A 26,534-nucleotide genomic window follows, 5' to 3' on the forward strand; every position below is an offset into this window, starting at 1 on the left:
TTGTTTACAGTGAGTTGACCTGGGTGGTTTTTCGGGATAAGCGCGGCGATGGCGGGACAGAGCGGGGTTTTTTCGCAGCTGAAGGTTGCTGACGTGGGGCGATCCCTTGCGTCCCTTTTCTCACAGCATTCCCTCCCTTAACACGCGATGGGCGACCATGCCATAAATGGGCATCCAAATCAGTCACTTTCCACAGGCCGTAATTACCGTCCGCGGTTATCCACAGGTCAGCCCATCCATGCCATTGCCGACAACCGCGGGACCTACCCTTTGTTCTGGCGTTACCTTTGCGCCCAGGCCCGATCGAGGAGACGGCACATGCGGATCATGCTCACCGTGCTCGGCGAGCAAGGCGATCGTGACGTTGTGATCGAGGGTGACAACGGCGCCACGGTGGCGAGGGTGAGTGAAGCCCTCAGCGGTCAGGCGCCGCTGGCCGAGGTCGTCCGTCTGCCCAGGGCGCGAGCCCCCTACGGCATGTCGGCTACCGAGCCCGGCGCCCGCCCCTCGGCGCGGCACACCCAGTCCGGCGGCTCGTCCGAGTCCAGCCGGTTCGACGCCCCCCACCCATTTGACGTTCCAGGCGCCCGCAATGCTGATCGGCGTGACATCGGCGGCGCGTCCATCCGGGATCGGGGCGACAGGTCGGGCGATGAGCTTGGCAGGTTGGGTGACGGGCTTGGCAGGTCGGGCGATGGGTTCGGCCGGGCGGGTGCCGTGCTCTGGCGCAACGGGCGGCCGCTCGACCCGCGCTCCCTGGCCGGGGCGGTGCTGCGCGACGGCGACAAGGTCACCCTCGACGCCCATCTCGCCCGCGCCACGATCATCCAGGAGCCCGGCGGTGTGGCCGAGGTGCGGGTGGTGGGCGGTCCGGCCGCGGGCGCCGTACACCGCCTGGGCCTCGGTGTGCACGTCATCGGATCCGACCCGATGTGCGCGATGACCGTCGCCGACCCGTCCCTCGCCCCCGAGGCCGCCATCCTGCGCGTGACCCCCGACACGATCACGGTCGAGCCGGCCCGGCACCGCGCGCCCCAGCAGGCGCAGCGACTCAAGCTCAAGGGCCGGTGGGCCGACGAGGTCGCCGAGCTCACCGCCCGGGTCGCCGAACGCGAGGCGGCGGAGGCGGAGCCCGTCCACTACGAGCCGCCCGAGCTGGCTGCCCAGCCACTCACCGAAGCTACCGACTGGGCCGAGCACACGCTTCTGACCTGCGGCTCCTCGGTGTTCACACTGACCGCGATCGAGCCGCAGGACGCGCACCTGGCGCCCCTCCCGGAGGGCGGCGTCGCCTACAACCGGCCGCCGCGGCTGCGCAGGCCGGAGCCCGAGCGCACCTTCGAACGCCCCCTGGAGCCCACCCGCGCCGAGGGGATGCGCCTGCAGTTGCTGGCCGCGCTCCTGCCCGCGGTGATGGGCGTCACGCTGGCCTACGTCATGCGCCAGCCCTACTACCTGCTCATCGCCCTGATGACCCCCCTCATCATGATCGGGCAGTGGTGGAGCGACCGCCGCCACGGCAAGAAGCAGCACAGGAAGGCCGCCAAGAAATACAAGGAGCGGCTGGAGGCGTACGAACTGGCGGTCGAGCAGGCCAGGGCGGAGGACGAGCTGATCCGCCGATCCGACGCGCCCGACCCGGCGCAGGTGCTGCTCACCGCCACCGGCCCGCGCCGACGGCTGTGGGAGCGCCGCATCCACGATCCCGACGCGCTGCGGCTCAGGGTCGGGCTGGCCGACCTGCCGGCCAACCTGGAGCTGTCCGAGGAGAAGGGCGGCGCGATCTCCCCGCCGATCTGCCGGTCCGTGCCGGTGGCCCTGGCCATGCGCAGGCTCGGCGTGGCCGGCGTCACCGGTCCGCGCGACACCGCGACCGGCCTGGCCGGCTGGCTGATCGGCCAGGCGGCGACCCTGCACAGCCCCCGTGACCTGGCCATCGTGGTCCTGTCCGCGCACGCCGACGGCGAGCACCGCTGGGGCTGGGTCCGCTGGCTGCCGCACTGTGCCCCGCGCGGCGGCGAGGACTGCGTGGCCCTGGTCGGCACCGACCCGGAGTCCGCCGCCCACCGCGTCGCCGAGCTGGCCGCCCTCATCGACGAACGCCAGAACACCGCCATCCCCGAACTCGGCAAGATCCCCACCGGCTGGGACGACCTGGGCGGCCCGGAGACACCGGCTCTGACCTCCTATGACGTACGCCCCTACGACGTCCTGGTCGTGCTCGACGGCGCCCAGGTCCTGCGCGGCCTGCCCGGCATGCCGCAGATCCTGCGCCAGGGCCCCCGGTCGGGCGTCTTCACCCTCGCCATCGACGACGACCAGCGCCTGCTCCCCGAGGAGTGCGCCACCGTCGCCGCGTGCGCCGCCGACGGTCAGGTGCGCCTACTCGGCGGCGGTCTGGAGGTCATCGGCCCGGTTCTGGCCGACCTGGTCTCACCGTCGTGGTGCGACCGCGTGGCCAGGGCGCTCGGCCCGATCCGTGACGTGAGCAGGGACGACCCGGCCGGCTACCTCCCCGAGGCGGTCCGTCTCCTCGACCTCCTGCGCCTGCCCGCCCCCTCCGGCCACGACCTCGCCACCCGCTGGCACGGCCACGGCTCCACGAAGGCGGTCATCGGCATCGGCCCCGACGGCCCGTTCTCCGTCGACCTGCGGGTGGACGGTCCGCACGGCCTGATCGCCGGCACCACGGGCGCGGGCAAGTCGGAGCTGCTGCAGACGCTCATCTGCTCGCTGGCGGTGGCCAACCGGCCGGACCAGCTGACGTTCGTGCTGGTCGACTACAAGGGCGGGGCCGCATTCAAGGAGTGTGTACGGCTGCCGCACACGGTCGGCATGGTCAGCGACCTGGACGGCCACCTGACGCAGCGGGCCCTCGACTCCCTGGCCGCCGAGATCCGGCGCCGCGAACGCCTGCTGCTGGCCGCGGGCGCCAAGGACATCGACGACTACACCGGCGAGCCGCTGCCCCGGCTGGTGCTGATCATCGACGAGTTCGCCGCCTTGGTGGCCGAGCTGCCCGACTTCGTCAACGGTCTGGTCGACATCGCCCGCAGGGGCCGTTCGCTGGGCATCCACCTGATCCTGGCCACCCAACGGCCGGCGGGCGTGGTCACGGCCGACATCCAGGCCAACACCTCGCTGCGGATCGCGCTGCGGGTCACCGAGCCCGCCGAGTCCTCCGACGTCATCGACCTGCCGGACGCGGCGCACATCTCCAAGTCGACGCCTGGCCGGTGCTACGTGAAGTCAGGGGTGGGGGCGGCGGCGGCCGTACAGACGGCCAGGGTGGGAGGCAGGAGCCCGGTGGCAAGCACCTCGCTCAGAGCCGACCCGACGGGCGCGGGGGCGACACTCGGTCCGAGTGCGATGCTCGGCCCAGGCGGCTTGGCGGGTGCGGGCGGTCAGCTGCGAGTGGTCGACGTGGACTGGCGGTCCTTGGGCAGGGCGCTGCCGCCACTCCCGGAGCCTCCGGAGGGGTCGACGATCACCGACCTCACCGTCCTCGCCGACGCGCTCATCGAGGCCGCGCGCCTGACCGGCGTACCAGAGCAACCAAGCCCTTGGCTGGAGCCGCTGCCCTCGGCCGTGACCCTCGACGAGGTCACCACTGCCTTGATGACTGGACCGCTTGCCGGGTCGCCGACCTTCTCCGGATCGGCGACGAACACCGGATCGGGGACATTCGCCGAAGTCGGTCCGCTGGCCTTCGGGATGATCGATCGGCCCTGGGCGCAGGATCGGCGCCCGCTCGCGCTGGACCTGGCCCAAGGCGGCCATCTGCTCATCGCGGGAGCGGCCCGCAGCGGCAGATCCACCGCGCTACGGACGATCGCGGGCGCCATCGCCGCACAAGCCTCCCCTGCCGACGTCCACCTGCACGCCATCGACTGCGGATCGGGCGCGCTGCTCCCGCTGATGGCCATGCCGCACTGTGGCGCGGTCGTCACCCGCGACCAGCTCGACCGCGTCGAACGTCTGCTGTCCCGCCTCCGCGCCGAGGTGGGCCGCCGCCAGCAACTGCTCGCCGAGGCCGGACACGCCTCACTGGCCGAATACCGCCAGGCGGGCCACCGCCTCCCCTGGCTGGTGCTCATGGTCGACCGCTGGGAGGGCTACGTGGCGGCCTTCGAGGGCTACGACTACGGCCGCCTCACGGAGTCGCTCCTGCAACTCCTCAGAGAGGGTCCGGCGGTGGGGCTGCGGGCGGTGGTGACGGGTGACCGTTCGTGTCTGCTCGGCCAGGTCTCCACGGTCTTCGATGACCGCCTCCTTCTCCGCCTGGCGGACCCGGCCGACTACGGGCTGGCCGGCCTGCCGATGAAGGGCCTGCCCGCCTCGATGCCCGCCGGCCGCGCCCTCTCGATCGGCGAACACGGCATCATCGAGAGCCAGATCGCCCTCCTGACCCACGACCCGTCGGGCCCAGCCCAGGTAGCCGCCCTCCAGTCCCTCGCCCGGGCCGCGGCCCCGCTCCGCAGCGTCCCGACGTACGCGTCCACGTCGGCACCCGGGAGAGCCACCCCCCAGCCCACTGCGACCTCCTCTGCGACATCTGCGACAATCCACCGCGGAGCCCTGGTGGGCGCCCCAGACGGCGCGTCAAGCGGCACCTCGGGCGGCACGTCAGGTGACGGCTTCCGGGGCGACCTGCCAGAGGAATCGGCCGGAAAAGGTCGGTCGACTCGGCTGGGACGCGGCGCGTGGCTCTGGGAGGGCGAGCCCCCGCTTCGGGTCGACGCGCTTCCCATGCGCATCACCGCCGGCCAGGCCATGGACCTGGAGCCGAACTTCACCCATCCCTCGCCGCTGTGGGCCCTGATCGGCGCAGGCGGCGACGCCCTGGCTCCGATGGGCCTGGATCTCCTCGCCCACGGCCCCGGCGCCGTCGTCGCCGGACCGGCCCGCTCCGGTCGCTCCTCGGTGCTGGTCACGGCCGCCAGGTCGCTCATCTCGTACGGCACGCCGGTCATCGCCATCGCTCCCCGGCGTAGCCCCCTACGTACGCTGGAGGGCGCCCTCGCCATCCTCGGCGGCGACGGAGCGGGCCTACAGGAGTTGCTCGCCGACCGCGAACGCTACGTGGTGATCGTGGACGACGCCGAGCTGATCAACCCGGACTCCCCTCTCGGGACGGTCCTGGAAGAGGTCCTCCGATCAGGCCGAGACGGAGACCACGGCCTCATCATCGCGGGCGCGACAGGCGACCTGGCGACGGCCTACCGCGGCTTCGTCGCCGAAACCCGCAAGTCGCGCACCGGCGTGCTCCTGTCGGTACAGAGCCCGGCCGACGGCGACCTGTTCACGGTCCGCCTGCCGCGCGGCGCCGTCGGAGGCCCACCGGGACGCGGCCTGCTGATCACCATGGGCAACACGACCCCCATCCAAGCGGCCATCTCGGACACCGGCCCGCCGTAGAGCCAGGCGGATTGGACCTCGACCTGCCGTAGAGCCAGGCGGACCGGACCTCGACCCGCCATAGAACCAAACAAACCGGACCTCGGTGATCCGGCAGGGCACCGCCTCCACAAACGACCAGGAGCCCACCGCCCGCATCGCCGCCGAAGCTGATCCTCTCCGGCGCCGCCGCTCCCCACCCCCCGACGGAACGCCGGCCCCGCTCACGCGAAGTCCAGGAGGGTCCGCAGAGTTACGTCGCGTACGGCCGCGACGATCCGAACGGCGAACCCACCATAGCCATCAAGGGTGCCCCTCCCCACACAACCCGTTACTCGCACACTCTGCCCGGCCCTCCTTCAAGCGCCTTCTACCTGGGCTGACACCGCTCGCGTGCACTTGGCGACAGCCTCCTTTACGACAAGTCGCTTCGGGGACTTGCGAGGGGGCGGGTACAGAGACCATATTGCACTGATCTGTCCAAAACGTGCTACCGTCGCGGTATGGCGCGACCGAGGGAGTTTGAGGAGGAGCGGGCGATCGAGGCGGCCATGCGGGCGTTCTGGAGCGCGGGCTACGAAGGGACCTCGACCCAGGACCTCTGTGAGGCCACCGGACTGGGGCGGAGCAGCATCTACAACACGTTCAAGAGCAAGCATGATCTGTTCGACCAGGCCCTGCGGCGCTACATGGACAGCAAGACCGCCTGGCTGATGGAGTTGCTCGAAGGCGATCTTCCGGTTCGGGAGAAGGTGCGGACTCTGTTGTGGCAGGCCGTCGATGTTGAGACTGGCGATCCGGTCGGGTGTTTGGTGGTCAACTCGCTGGTGGAGTTGGCGCCGCGAGATCCGGCGGTGGCCGAGCAGCTTCGGCGGGACGGTGAGCGGCGGCTGGCGGCGCTCCGGGCGGCGTTTGAGCTCGGACAGAGCCGTGGCGAGTTGCAAGCCGGTAAGGATCCGGTCGCGCTGGCGCATTTCGTGGTCGCGGCGATCAGTGGCATGCGGGTGATGGCGCGCGGGGGGTCGAATCGGGGAGCGCTGGAGTCGGTCGCGAAGACCACGCTCGACGCGCTTTTCTGACGCCCGGATCGCTCCACTCGCGCAGCTGACACCCCGGGACACGCCCCACGCGAGCAGCTTGACGCAGCTGCGCGCGAGCAGCCGGATGCGGCCCGACGTAGCCCGGGACGGCCCAACGCGGGCAGCCCCAGGCGGGTCGCCCCAGGCCGGGCAGCCTCAGGCGGGCAAGCCGGGGCGGGCAGGGGCAGGACCAGGCGGGCAGGCCGGGGCGGGCAGCCCGGGACGGCACACGCGAGCAGCCCGGTGCGGCCCCCCGCGGGTGGCCCCACGCCGACGGCTCTACGCGGCGCCCACGCGAGCAGGCTGGCGCGGCTGAACATGAGCAGGCCGGACAGGGTTCACCGCTCCAGACGAGCATGCGTCGTTTCGCGTCTCTTGATTTTGCACTGTTCTATCCAAAACTAGGAGGAGTTCCAATGCCGTTGGCCGTGTACATCCTGGGATTGTCGATATTCGCCCAGGGCACTTCCGAGCTCTTGCTCGCCGGGCTGTTGCCCGAAATGGCGGCCGACCTGGGGGTATCCGTTCCTCAAGCGGGGCTGCTGATCTCCGGGTTCGCGCTCGGGATGCTGGTGGGGTCGCCGGTGCTGGCCGTGGTGACCTTGCGGTGGCCGCGTCGTACGGCGTTGCTGACGTTTCTGGCGATCTTCGCCCTTACGCATGTCGTGGGGGCGGTGACGCCGAGCTACGGGGTGCTGTTCGGGACGCGGGTGGTCGGAGCGTTCGTGTACGCGGGCTTCTGGGCGGTGGCGGCGGTGACAGCCGTGGGGCTCGTCCCGGAGGGCGCGCGGGGCAAGGCCATGAGCATCGTGGCGGGCGGACTTACCGTGGCCACCATCGTGGGGCTGCCCGCGGGGACGGTCATCGGGCAGCAATTCGGGTGGCGGGCGGCGTTCTGGGCGGTCACGGTGCTGTCGGGCCTCGCGGCGGTAGGAGTGGCGGCCACGATTCCCGGCGGGCGGCCCGAGCCGGGGAGCGTGCCGCAACTGGGGCAGGAGCTGCGGAACATGCTCAACTCGCGACTCTGGCTCTCATATGGGACGACGGCGCTGGCGACCGGCGCGGTGCTGGTCACGTTCAGCTATCTCGGCGCGATGCTCGTCGACACCACCGGACTGGCGGCGGGGTGGGTTCCCGCGGTGCTGGCGTTGTACGGGGTGGGGTCGCTGATCGGCATCGGCCTGGGTGGTCGTCACGCTGACGCGCGGCCTTTTACGACGCTGTACGTGGGTGTAGCGGGAGTTGTTGTTATCTCGGCAGGTTTGGGAGTGTTCGCCGGGACGCCGGGGGTGGCCATCGGGCTGATCTTCCTGCTGGGGGCGTTCGGGTTTTCCACGAATCCGGCCTTGAACACGCGGGTGTTCACCGTGGGCAAGGATGCTCCGACGCTGGCCGCCGCCACCAACTTCTCGGCGTTCAACGTCGGGATCACTGTGGGGCCGTGGGTGGGCGGCCTGGCGATCGGAGCGGGGTTCGGGTATCCGGTGGTGGCCTGGATCGGAGCCGGGCTTGGGGTCGCCGCGCTCGGGACCGTGGGGCTGTCCGCTGTACTGGACAAGAGGCTGATGCGTATGAGCGCCCCGGCCGCCCCCGAAGCCGTCAGCCGATCCGGTCGGTGACTACGCCGTCGGTTTCGCCGCCCCAGACGTCGTCGTCCTCGGTCAACCAGGTGCCGCCCTCACTGGTGCTCTCCTGGGCACCGGCGCCGGCGCCGCCCATGGGCATGAACGGCATGCCCATCCCGTTCCCGGCGCCTGCCTTGAGCCCGGCCTGGGCGTTCGGCACGGCAGAGGCCATGCCGCCGCTGCCCCCGGTGCTCGTGAGGGGACCACCCGATGAAGGAGAGGAGGAGTTCGGGGAGCTCGGGAAGTTGGCGTTGGGGCTGGTGCTCGTGGGGTTGGAAGTGGGGGTGGGGGTGTTGGTCGGGTTCCAGTCCGAGGGGCGCTGGAAGTCCTCCAGTTGGGTGGAGGTGGGGGTGTTCAGGCCCTTGGTGGGATCGGTCAGCCCCTTGGTGGGGTCTGTCATGCCCTTCGTCGGGTCTGTCATGCCCTTGGTGGGGTCCGTGACGCCGCCCGTGGGGACATTGGCACCCTTTGTCGGATCTGTCGCCCCTGGGTCCGTGGCGCCCTTGGTCGGGTCCGTGGTGCCGTTGCCGTTCGGGTCGGGGGTCTGCGTGTCGGTCGGCAGCCTGGGTGTGGTGGGGGTGTCGACGCCGTTGCGGTTCGAGCCGTCAGAGCCGATGCCGCCGTTGTCGCCCAGGCTGCCGTTGTCACCCGTGCCGTTGTAGCCGCCGGTGCCGTTGTAGCCGTTTCCCGATCCGCTGCCCGGGCCCCCGGGGTTGGAGAAGTCCGTGTTCAGGGGCGTGACGGGAGGGGGTACGCCGGCGGGGTCCTTGATGTCGGGGACCTCTTTGTGGAAGGAGTCCGGCAGTTGCTGGTAGGTCAGCGTGAGGTCGTCGTTCAGGAGGCGCAGGTGCTTGCCGGCGAGTTCGTCCTGGGAACCCCACTCGACGCCTTTGTCCATGGTGCGATACCAGCCGGGGCTGGAGTCGTCGAAGGTGAAGGTGTTGTCGCTCCAGGCCAAGCCCGACTTGTCCATGAACTCCTGGTGCTCGACGAGCCTGTCACCGAGGGACTGCAGCGGGCGGCCCATCCAGTTGAGCTTGTCCGACAGCTCGCGGACCGTCGCGTGCAACACCCGGAGGGCCTCCTGCGCCTCGACCGACGCCTTGCCGTCCCAGCACTTGGCCATCTCGACGTTGATCTGCTCGATGACCTTCTGAGCGCCGGCCAGGGTCGAGCAGGCGTCGAGGTAGGCGTTGCCCGCCTGCTTGACGGCCGTCGCGTCCAGGGACTTGACGAAGTTCTTGACCTCGGCGACGCTCCTGCCGTCGTCGTCCACCTCAAGAGGCGGGCACGACGTCTTGATCATGTGCGTCTTCTTCTGGACCTTGAGCTGCTTGTCCTCGGCCATGGGGGCTCCTACACGTCCTTCGAGCCGATGTGCGCGATGTCGACGCGCTCATAGTTGCCCGCGCCCGCGTTGATCAGCTCGATGGCGATCCGCGTCTTCTCAGCGACCTCGCGGTATGCCTCGGTGAATTCCTTGTGACCGTTCTGGAGCGTGGCGACGAAGGTCTGGCCGCCTTCCCAGCGCTTGATCTGCTCGACGGCCACCTTCATGCCGACGAGGTTGGCCTTCATGTCCAGGTCGTTGACGGACCCGGGCTTGTCCCCGGCGAACTTGGCGAATTCCTCGGTGAGCTGCTCGGCGAGCTTCTTGAGCTTGCTGGCGCTGTACGTGACGCCCTCGCGCTCGGGATCGAGCCCGGCCCAATCCGACTCCAGACGCCAGCCCTGGGCCGGCGGCGGACTCAACTTATCGGGATCTGACACAGCAACCTCCCCGAACACCACTGGCCACAAACTTTACTCGTATATCACGATCTCATGCCCCATTTGGGACATAACCCCCCGCCGCTTTCATGCTCCTATGCTGTCCTCAGGCCGGACCGAAACGGAGTGGCATGCAGACCCGCAAGGATCTCTACCAGGCACATCGGCTCATGACCCAGCGCCTGGGTATGGCCCTGTTGCAGGGCGAGCCAGACCTGCCCGAGTCGCCGATGCGGCGGCACAACGTGGCGACGTTCGCCGGGATCATGGTCGGCGTTCTCATCATCGCGGGTTTCGGCATCTGGGGCATGCTCAAACCGGGCGGGGCGACCAACCTGAGGGACGCCGGTCAGCTCATCGTCGAGGAGGAGACCGGCGCCGCCTACGTCTACAGCCAGCAGACCGGCCGGCTGCTGCCCGTGGCCAACTATGTCTCGGCCCGACTCCTGCTGGACAGCGACGCCATCAAGGTCAAGACGGTGTCCGCGGAGTCGCTGGCCGGGTTCGCGCGCGGCGGGCAGGTGGGCATCGTGGGTGCTCCCGACTCGCTGCCCAAGCCCGAGCGGCTCATCAAGTCGCCCTGGTCCGCCTGCGTGGTGGAGGCGACGGACCCCTCAGGGGGGCGCAGGTCGTACGTGACGCTGGTGGGCGGGACCGACGTCGGCGGCAGACCCGCCGGGAACGACGCGCTAATCGTCAGCGACGGACGGCAGAACTGGGCGCTCTGGGGCAACCAGCGCATGGCCGTGCGGAACGTGGACCGGCTCACCGACCAGACGCCCCGGCGGGTGCCGATCTCGTGGATCAACGCCATCGCCGAGGGATCGGACTTCGCCGCGCCGCCGATCCCCCAGCGCGGCCGCAACATCCACGGCCCCGGCGGCACGACGTTCAAGGTCGGGCAGGTCTTCAAGGTCGCGGCGGTCGCGGGGGCGCCCGCGCGCTGGTACGTCATGCTCGCGGACGGCCTCGCGCCGATCACCCAGACGCAGGCCACGCTGCTGATCCAGGATCCGGCCAGCCAGACGGCGTACGGCAAGCAGCACGTACGGGAGATCCTGATCGACGCGGCGAACGCCAACGCGGCGAAAGTCTCGGCCCAGCGGATCACCGGCGGCGGCATGCCGGCGACGATGCCGCGTTTCCAGGTGCCCGCCGGCTCGGCACCGCTGTGCATGGTCTACGCCAACACCGTGAAGGGATCCGTGAAGGGCACGCTCACGGTCGGGAGCCGGATCGACATCCCGACGCCGGGGTCGAGCGGCAACCCGGAGCGGTTCGACCAGGTGATGCTGCCCCCGGGCGCGGCGGCCCTGGCGGGGCTGCTGCCCGGCGAGAACCAGCTCTCCAACGTGCAGCAGTTCTACCTGGTCACCGACCAGGGGAAGAAGTACCGGCTGGCCACGCCCGACGTGCTGACCAAGCTGGGCTACGACGCCTCGAACGTGGCCCCGCTGCCCGCCCACCTCCTGCGCCTGATCCCCGAAGGACCGACGCTCGACCCGGCGGCCGCCAGGACGCCGGTCTCGGACACCCCGGCCATCCGCCCGACGGGCTCCTGAACAGGAGCCCAACCTGCTCGTAAACAGGGGGTTTCCTAGACGCAAATACTTGTAAACATTAGTATCAAAGGTGCAGTTAGTACTTTGTGATACCTGGGGGGCTCATGGGGGACAAGGCCGATGGATATGAGGTCATACCGCCGGACCTGAAGAAGGCCATGGAGACCTGCGCCCAGCAGGCCCCGATCGTCCGCAACGCCATGATCGCCTTCGGGCCCGCGAAGCTGCACAAGAGCGACTTCGGCCTCGCGCCCGGCGCCGACGAGCTGGGCGCCGCGTACGTCGACGGCACCGCGGAGAACGAGCATAAGGACAAGCGGTACGAGTCCGTCTACGGCTACCTCGGCGACCTGGCCGATGCCCTGGAGTTCATCGCCACGGCCCTTGAGGTCTCGGCGTACAACTACAAGGCCGCTCACCAGGCCAGCGACGTCGGAGGCACCAGATGAGCCAACACGGCAGCATCAACCCGCTCGAATGGGACTGGACGGCCTGGCACTTCGAGATCAACTGGGGCTCGCTGCTCAACCCCGCCCCACTGCTCGACACCATCAGGTCCATGTGGCGCGCGCTCCCCACGCTCATCGGCGGTGATGAGACCGAAGGACGCCTCAAGGCCGCCGCCGCGGCGCACGACAACCTCGCCACCAACCTGAACAAGGTGTTCGAGGTCCTTGACGCGCGCGCCCATGGCCAGCACGACGGCTACGTCGACAAGATCGTGAAGGAGTGGAAGGGCAAGGCCGCCGACGACTTCAGGAAGGTCTGGGGCCTCGTACTCAGGCACGACAACCGCGTCGCGCTCATAAAGAGCTGCACGGAGATCGCCAACATCCTGAGAATGGTCGCCGAATCGGCCGCCCACACCAGGAAGGCCATCATCGAGCTGCTCAAGACGGCGATCATCTGGTACGTCGCCTTCTATGCCCTTCGGTGGGCGGCCGGCATGTGGGGCGGCTGGCTGGCCGCGGGGGCCGCCTACATGCGGACGACGAAGATCGTGCTGCTGGCGGCCCAGGTCCTCACCAGGTTCGCGTCCGTCCTCAGGGTCTGCGCCGGCGCCCTGAGAGTCCTGCCCGTGGTCGGCCGGCTGAAGTGGGTGGCCAAGCTCGGCAGCGCGACACGTACCGCCACGGCCATGACGAAGACGGAACTGACGGTCGCGAAGTTCAAGAAGTACTCGGCCTACGCCGAGAAGTTCGGCGCGGCGAGCTTCAAGACGTACGCCAAGACCTCCGGCAGCGTGTACGGCGGAGTCATCGGCACGCAGATGGCGGGCCAGGGCATCAGCGGCCACAGCATCTTCAACCTCAGCCCCATGACCTTCACCCAGGCGGCCCGCATCAGCGCGGGCGCCACGCTGGCGGGCACCTTCGCCCCCATGTCCGGTTTCTTCGGCAAGGGATTCGTTCAGGGCGAATCGGCGGCGAGTTGGGCGGCGACCCTGACCAAGTCCGGCGCCGCCGTCGGAGAGTCCGGCATGGCCTTCGGCGGTTTCGTCGCGATGCGGAACTGGGCGTACGAGCAGGTCAAGCACAAGCTGCCCGGAGCCAAGATCGCGGGGAAGCCGGGCAACTTCCACAAGCAGCTCTGGGGCGCTATCCCCACCTCCGCTTTCCGCGTGTGGCGGTCCCTGGCCACCAACCCGGACTACGGCGACCTGCCCAAGTCGGATGTGCCCGTCGCCAACGGCCACGCGACTCCGCCCGCGCGGGTCGGCACGGCGAAGGTCGGCTATTGGCCGGTCGACAACGGCTCGCTGGCCGACATCGCCAAGAAGGTGTACGGGGACCCGAACCGGTGGCCGGAGATCTACAACGCCAACAGGGACATCATCGGTGACGACCCGCGCAAGCTGAGGCCCGGCCAGGTGCTGCGGATCCCGCTGGACGAGTGAGAGTCAGACCTCGGCCGTCTTGCCGGGGCTGCCGGAACCGCCGGGCAGCTTCCCGGTCAGGGAGTCGTCCATCTTCACGGTGAGGCCGCCCATCTTCTCGTCGTACGCCATGCCGGCGTCGGAGAAGGGCGGCATGCCACCTGACTTCATCGCGCTCATCTCGGTGGGGATGGAAGCCTCCAGCATGGGGAAGAGCTTCCCGGTCATCTCGGTCTGCTGCATGGACATGTAGAGGACCATGCCGAGGCCTGCGACGATCAAGCCCTGCTTGGCGATCAGCTTCCTGATGGACTGCAGGGTGAGGGAGCCCCGCACGGCTACCAGCGCCTCGCCCACGGCCTTGGTAAACGGGGTGGCGGACGAGAGCAGCTTGTACACAGCAAAGCCCATCATGCCGACGGCCGCCAGCATGACTACCCCGGAGCCGACGTAGTAAGCCTTGGACGCCGAGTGGACGGCCTCCCCAGTGTCGTTACGCGTCTCCTTGAGGGACTTGACCCCATTCTTGAAGGCCGTGTGGATGCCCTCGAAGGTGTCGAAGGCCCCGCCTTCCCACTTGCCCGAGGTCTTCAGCTGCTTCTTGAGCTGGTCCAGCCCGTCGTCCAGCTCGTCCAGCTCGGACATCAGGCCAGCGTGGTCGACACTCTGCCAAGCCTTGGCGGCGTCCGCCATCGCCCCGGGGTTCGACACCAGCGTGCCGATGCCGGCGGCGGCGTAGAAGGCCCATGGCTGCTGGATCACGAAGGCGGCGGAGGACGCCATGGCCGCCGCCGCCAGGTAGAGCCCCGCGCCTAGCTCACTCATCTGGAATCCCGCCCAATCACTTCAGGTGCGATCTCATCGTCGCCGCCCCAGACGCCCTCGTCCTCGCCGAGCAGCGCGTTCTGGCGCTCGTTCTCCTTGTCGCCACCGGTCCCGGCGCCGCTCATCGGCATCATCGGCATCATGGGCATGCCGTTCGTACCGTTCACGCCTCGCAGGCCGGCCGGTACGGCACCCGCGCCCGCGCCCACGCCTCCGCCGATGCCCGTGCCGAACCCGGTGCCAGTGCCGGTGCCGCCGCCACTGCCGATGCCCGAGCCGGGGCCGGTCCTGGTGGCGGAACCGTTCAGGTCCGGGGACAGGGTGCTGAGGTCCGGGTTCTTGACCTGCGGGGTGTTCAGCGAGTTGGGGTCGAACTGGGACAGCTGCGTCCCGTCGGGGAGCTTGCTGTCGACGTCGGGCAGCTTCGGGTCGGGGATTTGCGGCTGGCCGTTGAGCGCCGAGTCGATACTCGGCACCTTCATGTCGGGCTGGTTCCCCAGGGAAGCCGACGGCAGGTCCGTCTTGGGCAGGTTCGTCGAGGGGAGGTCGCTCGACGGCAAATCAGTCTTCGGCAGGTCGGTCTTCGGAAGGTCGGTCGAGGGAAGGTCCGTCTTGGGCAGACCGGTATCGATCCCCGGCGGCTTGCCTCCGCCGGACATGTCAGGCAGCCCGGCGCCGGTGTTCGGCAGGCCGGAGTTGCCGAGGTTCCCGAGATTGCCGAGGCCGTTGGGCCCGCCGCCGAGGCTGTTCGGGTCGAAGCCGATGTTCTTGACCCCGTCGCCGTTGGCATCATCGGCCGTCTGGTAGTTCCTGGCGGCCTGCTTGAGCGCGGTCTTCCAGCTCTGCAGCGCCTTACGCCCCTTGGCCAGCGCGTCCGCCTGCCGTTCGATCGCCTTTTCGTGGACGCTGCTGGCGCCGATGCCGATCACCCCGAAGTGCGGCCACTGGACGCGAAGGTTTTCTGTCTTGCCCTCTAGCTGGGAGAAGAACCCAGCGTGTTCGTCTATCGACTCGCTGTTTCTATCGAGCGCACTGGCCTTGAACGAGACGCCGGACGTCATCGACGGCAGTTGCCCACCGTTCTGCAGCTGCGCCAGCGCGGCCGCCTGGCTGGAGTTCTGCGTCGAGTCGCCCATCCCACTCCCTCTAGCCTGGTCAGCAGATGACCGGGTCGGTCACGTCGTGCGCTGAGTTCCAGTCGTCCTTGTCCGCGGGGAGCCAGGTCATCCGCTCGAAGTCCCCCTGGTCCTGGCCCGCGCCGGCGCCGGACATCGGCATGAACGGCATGCCGGACATGCCGTTGCCCGAGGTCCGCATGGCCGCCGTGAGCCCTTGGCCCGGGGCGCCCATGGCGCCGTTCGGCGAGCCGAGCACCGAGGGGACGCTGGGCGGCGTGCCAGTGGGTGAGAGGACACCCACCGGGTTGGGGGCGATGGTGCTCACCGGATTGCCGGTCGGGGTGATGCCGGTCGGGGTGATGACCGGCGTGGTCGGCGAGTAGGACGACACTTCCGTCCCGTTCGGGTCCAGGCCGCCCTTGGGGTTGTCGCTGCTGGTCTTCTCGTCCTGGCCGAGCACCGGCGGGACCGTCTGGTCCTGCTTGCCGGAGTCACCGGTCTGCGAGGGGTCCTGGCTGCCGGTGCCGTCGCCCGGCGTGGTGCCGCTCTGGTCGCCGGTGCCGTTACCGCTCTGGTCGCCACCGTTCTGGTCGCTGCCGGGCTGGCCGTTACCGTTCTGACCGTTGCCGGTGTCCGAGCCAGGCTTGCCGCCCGAGTCGGAGCCGCTGTGGTCACCGGAGCTCGAGCCGCCCGTGCTGCCGCCGCGCGAGCCGTCGGAGCCCGTACCACCGCTGCCCGTGGAGCCCGTACCTCCGGAAGAACCGCCGTAGCCGTCCGACGACCCGTTCCCGCCGTTCCCGCTCCCGCCGGCGTTGATGCCCTTGCCGGTCGGGTATCCGGGGTCGCGGTACGAGCCCGTACCGCCCGGAATCGAGACGGCGGGCAGTTCGTAGGACACGTCGTGCGGGACCTGCACGTTGTAGAGATCAACGATCTTCTTGTTGAGCTCCTGCATCGCCTTCTGGGCCTCGCGGTCCGCGGCGGCCTTCGCGGCCTTGGCGTTGGCGGCCTCGTCCACCATGATTTCAGAGCTGGGGACGTCGTTCTGGGAGCTCTTGTTCGCCGAGATGCCCTCGACCTTGGCGATCGTCTCGGGGAGGTAGCTCGCGTACTGGCGCAGGGCGGAGCCCATCATCTCCAGCTTGGTGGACAGCTCGCCGCCGGAAGCGTGCAGCATCTGCAGCGCGTGGCGCGCCTTGCTGGCGTCGGGGCCCTTCCACACAGTGAGGATCTTGCCCGCGTGCTCTTCCAGCGCGTTGACGGCCGACTCGATCGCGCTCGACGCCTTGTCGTACGCGAACCCGGCATCCTCGATCTGGGTGGGCTGGGTGTTGTTCAGCATCGTCAGGATCTCGTCCCTGGATGCGTTGACCGTCCCGCCCTCTGGCATCTTGTCGAACGACAGGATGACGACGACCTGCCGGCCGCCCTTGCCCTCGGCCATCAGCCCTTGCCCTCGTTGGCCTTGTCGCCGGCGCCATGGTTGGCGGCGCTCGCCTCGACGGCGGCGATCACGTCCTTGTAGGCGTCGACGAATTCCTTATAAACCTGTGCGAACTTCTTGCCGCCGCTGTTGGCGCCGACGGTCTGGCTGAAGGCACTGGCGTCGTGCCACGTGCCGATCTGCGCCTCGGACAACTGGCAGTGGTCCAGCAGGCCGTTCACGGAGCCGTTGGTGTAGCCCTCCGCCGAGCCGGGTCCCGTCATGCCGCCGAGGTACGACTTGAGCTCTTCGGCGATCGCCCGCATCTGGGTGGGGGAATGCTCCCGCCCCGCTCCCGAGTCGAACAGATCAGGATCGATGTACAGAGGGTCTTGGCCCTCCATTGCGTCCTTCTGGGTCATCCCCATCCCCCTTAGAAAAAGGAACCCGGCCGGCGCTTCGAGGCACCGGCCGAGGGAGGCACGATCGCCGCGACGAACTGCTAGTCGGTCCAGATGTTGATGTTGCGCCGCTCAGCGGTCTCGTAGTTACCCTTGGCGATGCTGACGGCCTTGGCGGCTTCGAACAGCTGCTTGCCCATCTCCACCTCAAGGGCGTCCCACTGGGCCTTCTTGCCGTCGAAGAACGTCTTCGCCTCACCCTCCCAGTCGGTGCCGAGGGTGGTCCTGACGTCGTTGTAGAGGTCGTCCGTCGCCTTGTCCAACTCGGTGACGATCGACTTCAGCTGCTCGTACGCCGCTTCCATGTTGGGGAAGTGGGCGTAGGTGTAGTCCTCTGGGGTGAACGTGTCGGCCATGAGTGTCTCCGTCCTACCTACGTACTGGGGGCTTAGCGCGACGCGTTGATCAGCGAGTCGATACGACCGCCGACGCCGGCGGAGTTGAGCCCGCTGGAGATGTCCATGTTCTGCTGCGCGGCGTTGGAGTACACGCCCGCGTTGATGTTCAGCTTGTCGTAGATGTCCTCGAGGATCTTGATCACCTGGCGGAAGTCGACGTCCCAGGCGTCGAGAGCCTTGCCGAACTGCCCGGCGGCGCCACCCTTCCAGCCCGCGGCCATCAGGTCGCCCTTGATGGTCTGCACCCGCTGGCGCATGCCCTCGATGTACTGGGCAGTGACCTCACACTGGCCGGCGGCTTTGGTGAGCTTCGACGGAGCGGTACCCATAAGTGTTGCCATTGGACCTCCAGGTCAACAAGGTCTGGTTCTGTACGGCGGCGCCGTAGGTCCGGTCAACCCGGGTACCCCCGCAAACAACATCAAATGGCATGCTAGCCCCCATCTGCCCCAGAAATAACAGATACTTAACATAACGGCTAGATCACTGTTAGGCGACTTTTAGGTAAACGCGCAGGTAGGCAGCTCGGCGATTTCTGACTCCGGCCGCTGGCCTGCGGTCGCGGCTGGTCGTAAACCTCACAACCTGTACGGCTCAGCAGCCTCACGGCTACGCTTTTGTCGCTTCTGTGTTGATTGCTGGGAGGGCGACAGGGTGGCCGATTTCGGGAGTATGGGGCGGCCGAGCATCGACAGTCTGCTCAACTGGAGCTCTCCCCCGCCGCAGGACGGGCCGGGTGAGGTTGAGGTGGGCGGCGCGCCCCCAGGCTCCGTCGACGGCAATACGACCGTCCTTATCGCGGGTGGCGGCGACTCTCCGCGGCCGGATCAGGCGGGTCCCGTCGACGATCCGTCGATCCCGCCCGACCAGGTAGGGCCGGCGAACGACCAGATCCCGTCCGATCAGCTAGGGCCCGCCAACGACCAGATCCCGCCTGACCAGGTAGGGCCGGCCAACGACCAGATCCCGCCGGATCAGGTGGGGCCGGCCGACGGTCAGAGCGATCCGACGGTGGCCGAGATCCAGTCCGACCAGCTGAGCTTCGGGCCCGAGTCGGTCGACGACGTGACCGACGGCGAGCCCGGCTCCGTCGATCCGCAGGCCGCCGAAGGTGACCCGGCATGGGAGCCCTCGGACGCCGACGAGAGCGGAGACCCGAACGATCCCGACGCGTCGGACGACGCGACCGAGGACCCAGATGCGCCGCAGAGCCAGGACGACACCGGGAACCCGGACAACCCGAGCGACCAGGACGGCACGGACACCGGCGATCAGGGCGACACCTCGGACCCGCAGCAGACCGACCCCGGCACCTCCGACGGCCAGCAGGACCCCTCCGGCTCCGAGACCGACCCCCAAGACCAGACGGACCCGAACGGCCAGCAAGACCCCGCAGACCCACAGACCGACCCGAGCCAGACCGATCCCGGCCAGACCGACCCCAGCCAGCCCGGCGGCCAGGACGACACGACCGTCCCCGAGACTCCCTCGACGGACCCGCCGGCCGACGGCGGCGCCGAAGACCCCAGCTCCAGCCTCCCGGAAACACCGGAAACACCCACTCCCGAGACGCCGAGCACCGAAACGCCCACCCCCGAAACGCCGAGCACTGACATGCCGGCTACCCCGACCCCGGAAACGCCCAGCGCTGAGACCCCCGGCACCGGAGGCGCCGACACACCGTCCATCCCCTCTCCCGGCTCCTCCGGAGGCGGCGGTGGCGGAGGCGACCAGGGCGACGGCAAAACAGACGGCAAGACAGACGGCAAGGACGGTAAGACAGGCGACAAGGACACCGGCGGCACCGCGAAGGACGACAAGTTCGCCGGAAGCGAGCTCGGCGGCGGCTGGCGCAAGGCCCGCCCCGAGGTCATGGAGAAGCTCGGCAAGCAGATCGGCCCCAGCAAAGGCGGCGACGGCGACACCCCGGGGGACCACATGGGCGCCGCGGAGAACACCGCCCGGAACATCGACATCGGCTTCCCGGGCTTCGGCCTGATGGGCGCGATGGCGTTCACCCCCGCGTACCATTCGGCCCGCACGTCGGCCGCCGACTATCTCAAGAGCGCCAAGAACCAACTGGGTGTCTGGGACGAGCAGCTCCACCTGGGAGCCGACGTCGTCCGTCAGGCCAACGACAAGAGCACCGCGAAGAATTGATCTCAGGGGCGACATGGATCTCTACTCGAACGGGTCGACCTACTACTCCATGGCGATGGGTTTGTGCCTCTATGGCGCGGTCCTGCCGTCCAATCCCGCACTGAAAATGATCTGCAAGTACACCGGGACGATAATCGGCACGATGTACTCCAGCCCCAGCGACATCCGCGAAGCGGCCAGGAACACCCGCGGCATGACCACGACGGTCAACAACGCGGCGGCGTCCATCAAATCGGCCCTGGACACCATCGACCATGACGACTGGGAGAAGATGGCGCGTCCGGACGTCGACAGCGCGGTGAAGAAGTTCACCGCCGAGGCCGAGAACAGCTCGCAGTCCTACGAAGGGCTCGCGGGAGCGCTCGACCAGCTCGCCAAGCATTCCTTCCAGATGTCCGTGGCCAGCGTGTCCGTAGCCACAGTTCTGGTCGCCCTCTCCCATGCCAGCGCCGCGGGCAAGCTCTTCCCTCCCGCCACCGCGGCGACGGAGCTCGCCACCACCGCCTCTGGCGGGGCGGCGCTCGCCACGCTGAGGACGATCGCGGGCAACGCCATGAAGGTCTTCGTGGCGGCCGCGAGCGTCGCCGGAGCGGCGGCCATGTACCTGGGCCAGAGCGCCTCGCAGAACATGAGCAAGGCCGTCACGCCCACGGATCCCAAGTCGGTGCCGGCGTTCGAGCAGGTCTACATCCCCAACCTGCCGACCTTCGGCAAGGACGGCCAGCCCCTCGGCATGAAGAAGGACGCCTAAAGGTCAGAGGTCCAGGCGGCGGCGGATGCGGTCGAGCTCGCCCATGACGTCCTCGAACGTCCGGTTGTAGGCGGACTCGGCCTCCTTGATCTTGCTCAGGGCGGCGTCGGGGTCCTCGACGTACTTCATCGGGTTGTCCTCGTCGCCGAACGCCTGGCCCATGGCCTCGGTGACCTGGTGCTGCAGGTCCGCGGTCGCGGCCTGGAGCTGCTCCTTGATGAGCTCGGCGAGCTCGCCCGAGCTCAGCCGCATCGCCTTGGGATGCAGCTGGAGCTCGCGCAGCCCCTCACTGCCGTACTCGATCGTGACCAGGCCGTCGTCGTCCTGGGCCCGCCCGACGAGGTCGGTCATGTTCTTCTGGAGCTCTTCGATGCGCGCGAACTGCTCGTCCGCGCCCTTGAGAAGCTTCTCGATGTCGATGTTCGCGAAGTCCCCAAACTCCTGCATCTTCACTCCACTCTCACAACACTGTTAAATCGCGCAGCAACCTATCACCCGGACAAACCGCGCACCCAGGAATAGACCTCGAGAACGCCCAGCGCGAGCGGGAAGAGCTCGACGATCAGGATGACGTCCACGATGTCCGCCGCGCGGCCCCAGAACGGCGACGGCTTGCCCGTCGGCAGCCAGAGGCCGATGCCGACGGCGGTCAGTGCCAGCCACAGCATGCCGATCGCCACGGCCACGGCGCCGATGACGCCGGATTTCGGGCCGAGGGTGAGCGCGAGCAGGCCGAACGCCGTCAGGCCGACGGTGATCAGCCACAGCCGCTGGCGTACCCCGCGAAAGACCCGGGCCCGCATCATCAGCGTCAACCCGAGCGTCCCGGTCATGAGGGAGGCGATCCAGCCGCCGTACGTGGCCAGCAGCACCTCGGAGACCAGCGCCACCAGACCGACCGCGATGATCATCCCGGTGGCGTAGCGCTGGGCGATGACGGTCCGCTCCTGGATGGCCGCGCTGTTCAGGCGCTGGTTGTCGGCCCGCAACTCCTCCGCGGTGGTGGGCATGGCCGGGAGCGGCACCTTGGCCAGGCGGAACGACAGCGTGGGGACCAGCGGGCTCAACGCCAGCAGGATCGACACCGTCACCGCGGCCACTCCGGCGGGTGGCGGTCCCCACACCATGACCACGGCCGCGCCTATCGCCCCGAACGTCGTGGCGATGGCCGTACCGAGGAATCCCGGTACGCCGTCGGAGATCAGCGCGCCCGCGATGGTGGCCACCAGCGCGGTGCAGGCGAGCGCGGCCAGCAGGTGGGGAGCGCCGACACCGGCCAGGGTGCCGCCGCTGGCCGGCGCGAAAAGGCCCGCGATGAAGCCGTACGGCAGCGCCCCGTGCCCGATCAGGGCGCCCGCCAGGGAGTCGCCCACCGCTCTCGACAGGGCCGCGCCGGTGGCCACGACCACGAGCGCCATCAGCCCGGCCACCACCGTGACGACCAGCGCGGGCGCTCCGGACAGGGCCAGGGCGATCGCGCCGAGGACCAGCAACCCGAGCGCGCCGCTCGCGCCCATCATCCGGGTGTGCCTGGTCTCCCAGGTGCCCGACGAATTCTTGACGCCGGTCGCGACCACGTCGGCCACGTCGTCGTACAGCGCGGGCGGCAGGATCGCCTCGCGCGGCCTCAGGTAGAGCACCTCGCCGTCGAGAATGCCCAGCGCGCCGAGGCTCTGGCCCAGGTCGAGCGGGGAGCCGCCGAGCCGCTGCAGCGTCCAGCCGGGCGCGGCGGCGGACTCGCCGCCCAGCTCGTCCAGGGCGCGCAGCAGGCCGGGCAGTACGTGCGGCAGCGGGATGTCGGCGGGTAGCGCCAGGTCGGCCTTGCGCCGCGGTCCCACGATCGTCACGTGGCACAGCGCGGGCAGCGGCACGTGCACCTGGGCGAGCGAGCTCACCTGCATCGGCCCCTGCGGATGCGGGGGTCCCTGCGGGTGCGGCGGGCCTGGCAGGCGCGGGGGACCCTGCGGATACGGCCCTTGAACGGCCGGTCCGTGGACCATCGATCCCATGGCTGGTCTCCGTCCCACGAGCATCATGGACAAGAGAGAACATATCGGGTCGCTTCTGGTAAGAAGGTCAGCAACCGATACGGAGGACCATCCCACGGTGAGCATTGTCGTTGTCCGGCGGCCCGAACGCCGTCCCAGCCCCAAGCCGCCACGCGGGGAGATCCTGCTCGAATCGCCGCCTGAGATCCCCGAGGTCCAGGGGCAGGGCTTCATGCTGGTGCTCACGTACCTGCCCATGGTGGCGGGCGCCGCGGCGATGGCCCTGATGTTCACCGCGGGCGGCAACGCCAACCCGATCATGTACGTGGCGAGCGGCATGTTCGCGGTGTCCATGCTCGGCATGACGCTGGGACAGATGGGCCGCCAGTCGGGCGAGCGCAAGCACAAACTCAACGGGGCCCGCCGCGACTACTTCCGCTACCTGTCGCAGGTGCGCAAGAAGGTCAGGCGGGCGGCCAAGCAGCAGCGCGAGGCGCTGGAGTGGAGCGGCCCCGAGCCCGACGCGCTCTGGTGGATCGCGATGGGCCCCCGCCTGTGGGAACGCCGGCCGCGCGACGACGACTTCAGCACGGTACGGCTCGGCACCGGCGTACAGAAGCTGGCCATCCAGCTCATACCCCCGGACTCCAAGCCGGTGGAGGACCTGGACGCGCTGTCGGCCGGCGCGCTGCGCAGGTTCGTCAGGGCGCACGCGACCGTGTCGGAGCTGCCCGTGGCCGTGGCGCTGGGCTCGTTCGCGCGCATCAAGCTCAGCGGCGACCCGGCGGCCATGCGGGAGCTGGTGCGGGCCATGATCGGCCAGATGGCGGTGTTCCACTCGCCGGACGACCTGCGGATCATGGTGTGCGCCGGTCAGGAGTGGATGGGCCACTGGGACTGGGTCAAGTGGCTGCCCCACGCGCTGCACCCCGACGAGGTCGACGCCGCCGGACCGGTGCGGCTGATGGCCGAGAACATGAGCGAGCTGGACCGCCTGGTGGGCGCCGAGCTCAAGGAGCGGGCCAGGTTCCGGCCCGGCTCGCCCGCGGACGCCCTGCCGTACCACGTGCTCATCGTCGACGGCGGGCACGTGCCCCACGACTCGCAGCTCGGCACGGACGCCATCCAGGGCGTCACGGTGATCGACCTGTCCGGGGCCACGGGGCCGGTGGAGGAGAAGGCCATGCTGCGGCTGGAGATCCAGCCCGACGGCTTCCACATGATCAAGCTGGACCACGCCGGCAAGGAGAACAAGACCCGCCTCGGCAACCCCGACAAGCTCGACTACCTGCGGGCGGAGGGGCTGGCCAGACAGCTCGCGCCCCTGCGCGCCTCGGCCACCAGCGGCGGCGAGGTCGAGGACGTGCTGGCGGTCAACACCACGCTGACCGACCTGCTCGGCATCGGCGACCCGATGCGGCTGGACCCGGCGCTGACCTGGCGGCCACGGGCGGGCCGCAACCGGCTGCGGGTGCCGATCGGCCTCGGCGCCGACGGCCGGATGGTCGAGCTGGACATCAAGGAGTCGGCGCAGGGCGGCATGGGCCCGCACGGCCTGGTCATCGGCGCGACCGGCTCCGGCAAGAGCGAGCTGCTGCGTACGCTGGTGCTCGGCCTGGCCGTCACCCATTCGTCGGAGATTCTGAACTTCGTCCTGGTCGACTTCAAGGGCGGCGCCACCTTCCTCGGGCTCGACACGCTCACCCACGTCTCGGCGGTCATCACCAACCTGGAGGACGAGCTCCCGCTGGTCGACCGCATGTACGACGCGCTGCACGGCGAGATGGTGCGCCGCCAGGAACTGCTGCGCTCGGCCGGCAACTACGCCTCACTGCGGGACTACGAGCGGGCCCGCGAGCAGGGCGCCGCGCTGGCGCCGATGCCGACGCTCTTCGTGGTGCTGGACGAGTTCAGCGAGCTGCTGTCGGCCAAGCCGGAGTTCATCGAGCTGTTCGTGATGATCGGCCGGCTCGGCCGCTCGCTCGGCGTGCACCTGCTGCTGGCCTCCCAGCGGCTGGAGGAGGGCCGGCTGCGCGGCCTGGACACGCACCTGTCCTACCGGATCGGCCTGCGTACGTTCTCCGCTATGGAGAGCCGCGTCGTGCTCGGTGTGGCCGACGCCTACGAGCTGCCGTCCGCGCCGGGCAACGGCTTCCTCAAGTTCGACACCACCGGGATGACCCGGTTCAAGGCCGCGTACGTCTCCGGTCCCTACCAGAGCGACCCCCGCAGCGCGACCGCCGAAGGCGACGACAAGACGATCCGCCAGGTCGTCGAGTACGGCCCGGCCTACGCGCCGCTCCCGATCGTGGAGGAGCCGGCCAAGGAGGTCGCCAAGCCGGACGACGAGCGGGGGCCGCGGAGCAGCCTGCTGGACATCGTCGTACAGCGTCTGGCCGGTCAGGGCCCCGCCGCGCACCGGATCTGGCTGCCGCCGCTCGGCGAGCCGCCGACCCTCGCGCACCTGCTGCCTCCGCTGTCGGTGACCCCGGAGCTCGGCCTGTCCACGCCCGGCTGGGACGGCAGGGGCCGCCTCGCCGGAGTCGTGGGCATCATCGACAAGCCGTTCGAGCAGCGTCGCGACCCGTACTGGCTGGACCTGTCGGGCGCGGCCGGCCACGTCGGCGTCGCGGGCGGCACCCAGAGCGGCAAGAGCAACGTGCTGCGTACGCTGGTGACCAGCATGGCGCTCACGCACACGCCGCGCGAGGTGCAGTTCTACTGCCTGGACTTCGGCGGTGGCGCGCTGGCCGCCCTGGACGGCCTGCCGCACGTCGGCGGCGTGGCCACCCGCATGGACGCCGACCGGGTACGCCGGACCGTCGCCGAGATCGCCACCGTCCTGCAGCAGCGCGAGCGCGACTTCGCCGCGAGCGGCATCGACTCGATCGCCACCTACCGCCGTCTCGTGGCGGCCGGAGAGTACGAGGGCGACGGCTGGGGGGACATCTTCCTGCTGATCGACGGCTGGCTGACCATCCGCCAGGAGTTCGAGGCACTGGAAGGGGTCATCACCGACCTCGCGGCCCGAGGGCTCGGCTACGGCATCCACATCGTCGCCTCCACCAACAAGTGGTCGGAGTTCCGCGCGGGGATCAGGGACCTGTTCGGGACCCGGCTGGAGTTCAAGCTCGGTGACGCCTACGAGTCGGAGGTCAGCCGCAAGGCGGCGCTGGCCGTACCGGAAGGCGTGCCCGGACGCGGGCTGACCAAGGAGGGCATGCACTTCCTGTCCGCGCTGCCGCGCATCGACGGGGTGCGCGGCGCCGACGACCTGTCCGCCGGAGTGCGGTCGCTGGTGGAGGTCGTACGGGCCTCCTGGCAGGGTCCCACCGCCCGCCCCGTGCGGCTGCTGCCGTCGCTGCTGCCCGCCACGGCGCTCCCCGAACCCGCCCTTACCGGGCCGAACCGGATCGCCATCGGCATCGACGAGGCCGCCCTGGCGCCGGTCGCGATCGACTTCGAGGCGGACCCGCACTTCATCGTGTTCGGCGACACCGAGTGCGGCAAGTCGAACGTGCTCAAGCTCATCATGGAGGGCCTGGTCGCCAGGAAGACGCCCAAGGAATGCATGATGATCGTGCTCGACTACCGGCGCGCCCTGCTCGACACCGCGGTCACCGACCACCGCATCGGGTACGCGGCCTCCAGCACCGCGGCGGCCGAGCTGATCCAGGACGCCCGCAGCGCGCTGCTCAAGCGGCTGCCCCCGGCGGACCTCACGCCGGAGCAGCTCAGGGAGCGCAGCTGGTGGCAGGGCTCCGACCTGTACATCATCGTGGACGACTACGACCTCGTCGCCACCTCGAACAACCCGCTGGCGCCCCTGGCCGAGCTGCTGCCGCAGGCCCGCGACATCGGTCTGCACCTGATCATCTCCCGCCAGATGGGTGGCGCGAGCCGGTCCATGTTCGACCCGGCCGTCCAGCGGCTCAAGGAGATGGCCAGCCCGGCGCTGATCATGTCGGGCAACAAGGACGAGGGCGCGCTGTTCGGCAATGTGCGGCCGCAGCCGCTTCCGCAGGGGCGCGGCTTCTACGTGGACCGGAGGTCGGGTGCGCGCCTGATCCAGACAGCCTTCCTGGACGCGCCGTAGGTTGT

19 protein-coding genes are annotated in these 26,534 nt (G+C 69.3%); 9 read left to right on the forward strand and 10 right to left on the reverse strand.

Annotation, left to right across the window (positions count from 1 at the left end):
* The first annotated feature begins 318 nt into the window (after positions 1-318).
* The 3 genes from ACGFJ2_RS40045 to ACGFJ2_RS40055 all read left to right on the forward strand — a co-directional run bounded on the left by ACGFJ2_RS40045 (position 319) and on the right by ACGFJ2_RS40055 (position 8,095).
* On the forward strand, positions 319-5,418 hold the full coding sequence (locus ACGFJ2_RS40045) for an FtsK/SpoIIIE domain-containing protein (RefSeq protein ID WP_393477487.1): 5,100 nt from the start codon (positions 319-321) through the stop codon (positions 5,416-5,418).
* A 482-nt stretch (positions 5,419-5,900) separates the two neighbouring features.
* Positions 5,901-6,476 carry a TetR/AcrR family transcriptional regulator gene (locus ACGFJ2_RS40050; RefSeq protein WP_393477490.1) on the forward strand — a complete coding sequence of 192 codons (576 nt, stop codon included), beginning with the start codon at positions 5,901-5,903 and terminating at the stop codon, positions 6,474-6,476.
* A 416-nt stretch (positions 6,477-6,892) separates the two neighbouring features.
* Complete coding sequence (locus ACGFJ2_RS40055; RefSeq protein WP_393477493.1) at positions 6,893-8,095, forward strand: Cmx/CmrA family chloramphenicol efflux MFS transporter; 1,203 nt, start codon at positions 6,893-6,895, stop codon at positions 8,093-8,095.
* Here the strand turns inward: ACGFJ2_RS40055 and ACGFJ2_RS40060 are convergent.
* The gene (locus ACGFJ2_RS40060; protein ID WP_393477495.1) at positions 8,076-9,449 is read right to left on the reverse strand and encodes a hypothetical protein; all 1,374 of its coding nucleotides are present in this window, start codon (positions 9,447-9,449) and stop codon (positions 8,076-8,078) included. The genes ACGFJ2_RS40055 and ACGFJ2_RS40060 overlap by 20 nt on opposite strands.
* Before the next feature lie 8 nt (positions 9,450-9,457).
* Complete coding sequence (locus ACGFJ2_RS40065; RefSeq protein WP_357948761.1) at positions 9,458-9,871, reverse strand: hypothetical protein; 414 nt, start codon at positions 9,869-9,871, stop codon at positions 9,458-9,460.
* 131 nt (positions 9,872-10,002) lie between these two features.
* Here ACGFJ2_RS40065 and eccB point away from each other — a divergent pair, with 131 nt between their 5' ends.
* From eccB to ACGFJ2_RS40080, 3 genes are all read left to right on the forward strand, one after another.
* Positions 10,003-11,433 (forward strand): type VII secretion protein EccB, encoded by a 1,431-nt coding sequence (gene eccB / locus ACGFJ2_RS40070; RefSeq protein WP_357948758.1) that lies wholly within the window; start codon positions 10,003-10,005, stop codon positions 11,431-11,433.
* A gap of 104 nt (positions 11,434-11,537) precedes the next feature.
* The gene (locus ACGFJ2_RS40075; protein ID WP_357948756.1) at positions 11,538-11,882 is read left to right on the forward strand and encodes a hypothetical protein; all 345 of its coding nucleotides are present in this window, start codon (positions 11,538-11,540) and stop codon (positions 11,880-11,882) included.
* Entirely contained in the window at positions 11,879-13,330 is a 1,452-nt protein-coding gene (locus ACGFJ2_RS40080; protein ID WP_357948753.1) for a hypothetical protein, read from the forward strand. Before ACGFJ2_RS40075 ends, ACGFJ2_RS40080 begins: the two co-directional genes overlap by 4 nt.
* Positions 13,331-13,333: 3 nt before the next feature.
* Here the strand turns inward: ACGFJ2_RS40080 and ACGFJ2_RS40085 are convergent, their stop codons facing one another.
* The 6 genes from ACGFJ2_RS40085 to ACGFJ2_RS40110 form a co-directional block, all read right to left on the reverse strand.
* Entirely contained in the window at positions 13,334-14,134 is an 801-nt protein-coding gene (locus ACGFJ2_RS40085) for a WXG100 family type VII secretion target (RefSeq protein ID WP_393477500.1), read from the reverse strand.
* Positions 14,131-15,270 carry a hypothetical protein gene (locus ACGFJ2_RS40090; protein WP_393477503.1) on the reverse strand — a complete coding sequence of 380 codons (1,140 nt, stop codon included), beginning with the start codon at positions 15,268-15,270 and terminating at the stop codon, positions 14,131-14,133. The genes ACGFJ2_RS40085 and ACGFJ2_RS40090 overlap by 4 nt, the downstream gene beginning before the upstream one ends.
* Positions 15,271-15,289: 19 nt before the next feature.
* The gene (locus tag ACGFJ2_RS40095) at positions 15,290-16,696 is read right to left on the reverse strand and encodes a WXG100 family type VII secretion target (RefSeq protein WP_393477505.1); all 1,407 of its coding nucleotides are present in this window, start codon (positions 16,694-16,696) and stop codon (positions 15,290-15,292) included.
* Positions 16,696-17,097: a hypothetical protein gene (locus ACGFJ2_RS40100; protein ID WP_357948742.1), complete on the reverse strand. Its 402-nt coding sequence runs from the start codon at positions 17,095-17,097 to the stop codon at positions 16,696-16,698. The genes ACGFJ2_RS40095 and ACGFJ2_RS40100 overlap by 1 nt, the downstream gene beginning before the upstream one ends.
* Before the next feature lie 80 nt (positions 17,098-17,177).
* Entirely contained in the window at positions 17,178-17,492 is a 315-nt protein-coding gene (locus ACGFJ2_RS40105; RefSeq protein ID WP_357948739.1) for a WXG100 family type VII secretion target, read from the reverse strand.
* Positions 17,493-17,524: 32 nt separating this feature from the next.
* A complete protein-coding gene (locus ACGFJ2_RS40110) occupies positions 17,525-17,875 on the reverse strand; it encodes a WXG100 family type VII secretion target (protein ID WP_357948736.1) in 351 nt (116 codons plus the stop codon).
* A 313-nt stretch (positions 17,876-18,188) separates the two neighbouring features.
* Between ACGFJ2_RS40110 and ACGFJ2_RS40115 the strand changes: the two genes are divergently transcribed.
* Together ACGFJ2_RS40115 and ACGFJ2_RS40120 are read left to right on the forward strand one after the other, a co-directional pair.
* The gene (locus ACGFJ2_RS40115) at positions 18,189-19,694 is read left to right on the forward strand and encodes a hypothetical protein (protein WP_393477509.1); all 1,506 of its coding nucleotides are present in this window, start codon (positions 18,189-18,191) and stop codon (positions 19,692-19,694) included.
* Positions 19,695-19,707: 13 nt separating this feature from the next.
* Positions 19,708-20,445, forward strand: a complete 738-nt coding sequence (locus ACGFJ2_RS40120) for a WXG100 family type VII secretion target (protein WP_357948730.1) — start codon at positions 19,708-19,710, stop codon at positions 20,443-20,445.
* Positions 20,446-20,448: 3 nt separating this feature from the next.
* On the opposite strand, the gene ACGFJ2_RS40125 is transcribed toward ACGFJ2_RS40120, so the two are convergent.
* Both ACGFJ2_RS40125 and eccD read right to left on the reverse strand, forming a co-directional pair.
* Positions 20,449-20,892 carry a YbaB/EbfC family nucleoid-associated protein gene (locus ACGFJ2_RS40125; RefSeq protein ID WP_357948728.1) on the reverse strand — a complete coding sequence of 148 codons (444 nt, stop codon included), beginning with the start codon at positions 20,890-20,892 and terminating at the stop codon, positions 20,449-20,451.
* Between the two features lie 44 nt (positions 20,893-20,936).
* Positions 20,937-22,454, reverse strand: a complete 1,518-nt coding sequence (gene eccD, locus ACGFJ2_RS40130) for a type VII secretion integral membrane protein EccD (protein WP_393477513.1) — start codon at positions 22,452-22,454, stop codon at positions 20,937-20,939.
* A gap of 97 nt (positions 22,455-22,551) precedes the next feature.
* Between eccD and eccCa the strand changes: the two genes are divergently transcribed.
* Positions 22,552-26,529 carry a type VII secretion protein EccCa gene (eccCa, locus tag ACGFJ2_RS40135; protein ID WP_357948722.1) on the forward strand — a complete coding sequence of 1,326 codons (3,978 nt, stop codon included), beginning with the start codon at positions 22,552-22,554 and terminating at the stop codon, positions 26,527-26,529.
* Positions 26,530-26,534: the final 5 nt, after the last annotated feature.

The sequence above is a fragment of the Nonomuraea sp. NPDC049028 genome, from assembly GCF_043197735.1.
Lineage (GTDB): Bacteria > Actinomycetota > Actinomycetes > Streptosporangiales > Streptosporangiaceae > Nonomuraea.

What these genes read in the sequence shown, in the direction of transcription:
- ACGFJ2_RS40120 (WP_357948730.1), top strand. Translation starts at nt 19,708, where the DNA reads ATGGATCTCTACTCGAACGGGTCGACCTACTACTCCATGGCGATGGGT.
- eccB (WP_357948758.1), top strand. Translation starts at nt 10,003, where the DNA reads ATGCAGACCCGCAAGGATCTCTACCAGGCACATCGGCTCATGACCCAG.
- ACGFJ2_RS40075 (WP_357948756.1), top strand. Translation starts at nt 11,538, where the DNA reads ATGGGGGACAAGGCCGATGGATATGAGGTCATACCGCCGGACCTGAAG.
- ACGFJ2_RS40110 (WP_357948736.1), bottom strand. Translation starts at nt 17,875, where the DNA reads ATGGCAACACTTATGGGTACCGCTCCGTCGAAGCTCACCAAAGCCGCC.
- ACGFJ2_RS40085 (WP_393477500.1), bottom strand. Translation starts at nt 14,134, where the DNA reads ATGAGTGAGCTAGGCGCGGGGCTCTACCTGGCGGCGGCGGCCATGGCG.
- ACGFJ2_RS40045 (WP_393477487.1), top strand. Translation starts at nt 319, where the DNA reads ATGCGGATCATGCTCACCGTGCTCGGCGAGCAAGGCGATCGTGACGTT.
- ACGFJ2_RS40095 (WP_393477505.1), bottom strand. Translation starts at nt 16,696, where the DNA reads ATGGCCGAGGGCAAGGGCGGCCGGCAGGTCGTCGTCATCCTGTCGTTC.
- ACGFJ2_RS40090 (WP_393477503.1), bottom strand. Translation starts at nt 15,270, where the DNA reads ATGGGCGACTCGACGCAGAACTCCAGCCAGGCGGCCGCGCTGGCGCAG.
- ACGFJ2_RS40080 (WP_357948753.1), top strand. Translation starts at nt 11,879, where the DNA reads ATGAGCCAACACGGCAGCATCAACCCGCTCGAATGGGACTGGACGGCC.
- ACGFJ2_RS40100 (WP_357948742.1), bottom strand. Translation starts at nt 17,097, where the DNA reads ATGACCCAGAAGGACGCAATGGAGGGCCAAGACCCTCTGTACATCGAT.
- ACGFJ2_RS40050 (WP_393477490.1), top strand. Translation starts at nt 5,901, where the DNA reads ATGGCGCGACCGAGGGAGTTTGAGGAGGAGCGGGCGATCGAGGCGGCC.
- ACGFJ2_RS40105 (WP_357948739.1), bottom strand. Translation starts at nt 17,492, where the DNA reads ATGGCCGACACGTTCACCCCAGAGGACTACACCTACGCCCACTTCCCC.
- ACGFJ2_RS40060 (WP_393477495.1), bottom strand. Translation starts at nt 9,449, where the DNA reads ATGGCCGAGGACAAGCAGCTCAAGGTCCAGAAGAAGACGCACATGATC.
- ACGFJ2_RS40055 (WP_393477493.1), top strand. Translation starts at nt 6,893, where the DNA reads ATGCCGTTGGCCGTGTACATCCTGGGATTGTCGATATTCGCCCAGGGC.
- ACGFJ2_RS40125 (WP_357948728.1), bottom strand. Translation starts at nt 20,892, where the DNA reads ATGCAGGAGTTTGGGGACTTCGCGAACATCGACATCGAGAAGCTTCTC.
- eccD (WP_393477513.1), bottom strand. Translation starts at nt 22,454, where the DNA reads ATGGGATCGATGGTCCACGGACCGGCCGTTCAAGGGCCGTATCCGCAG.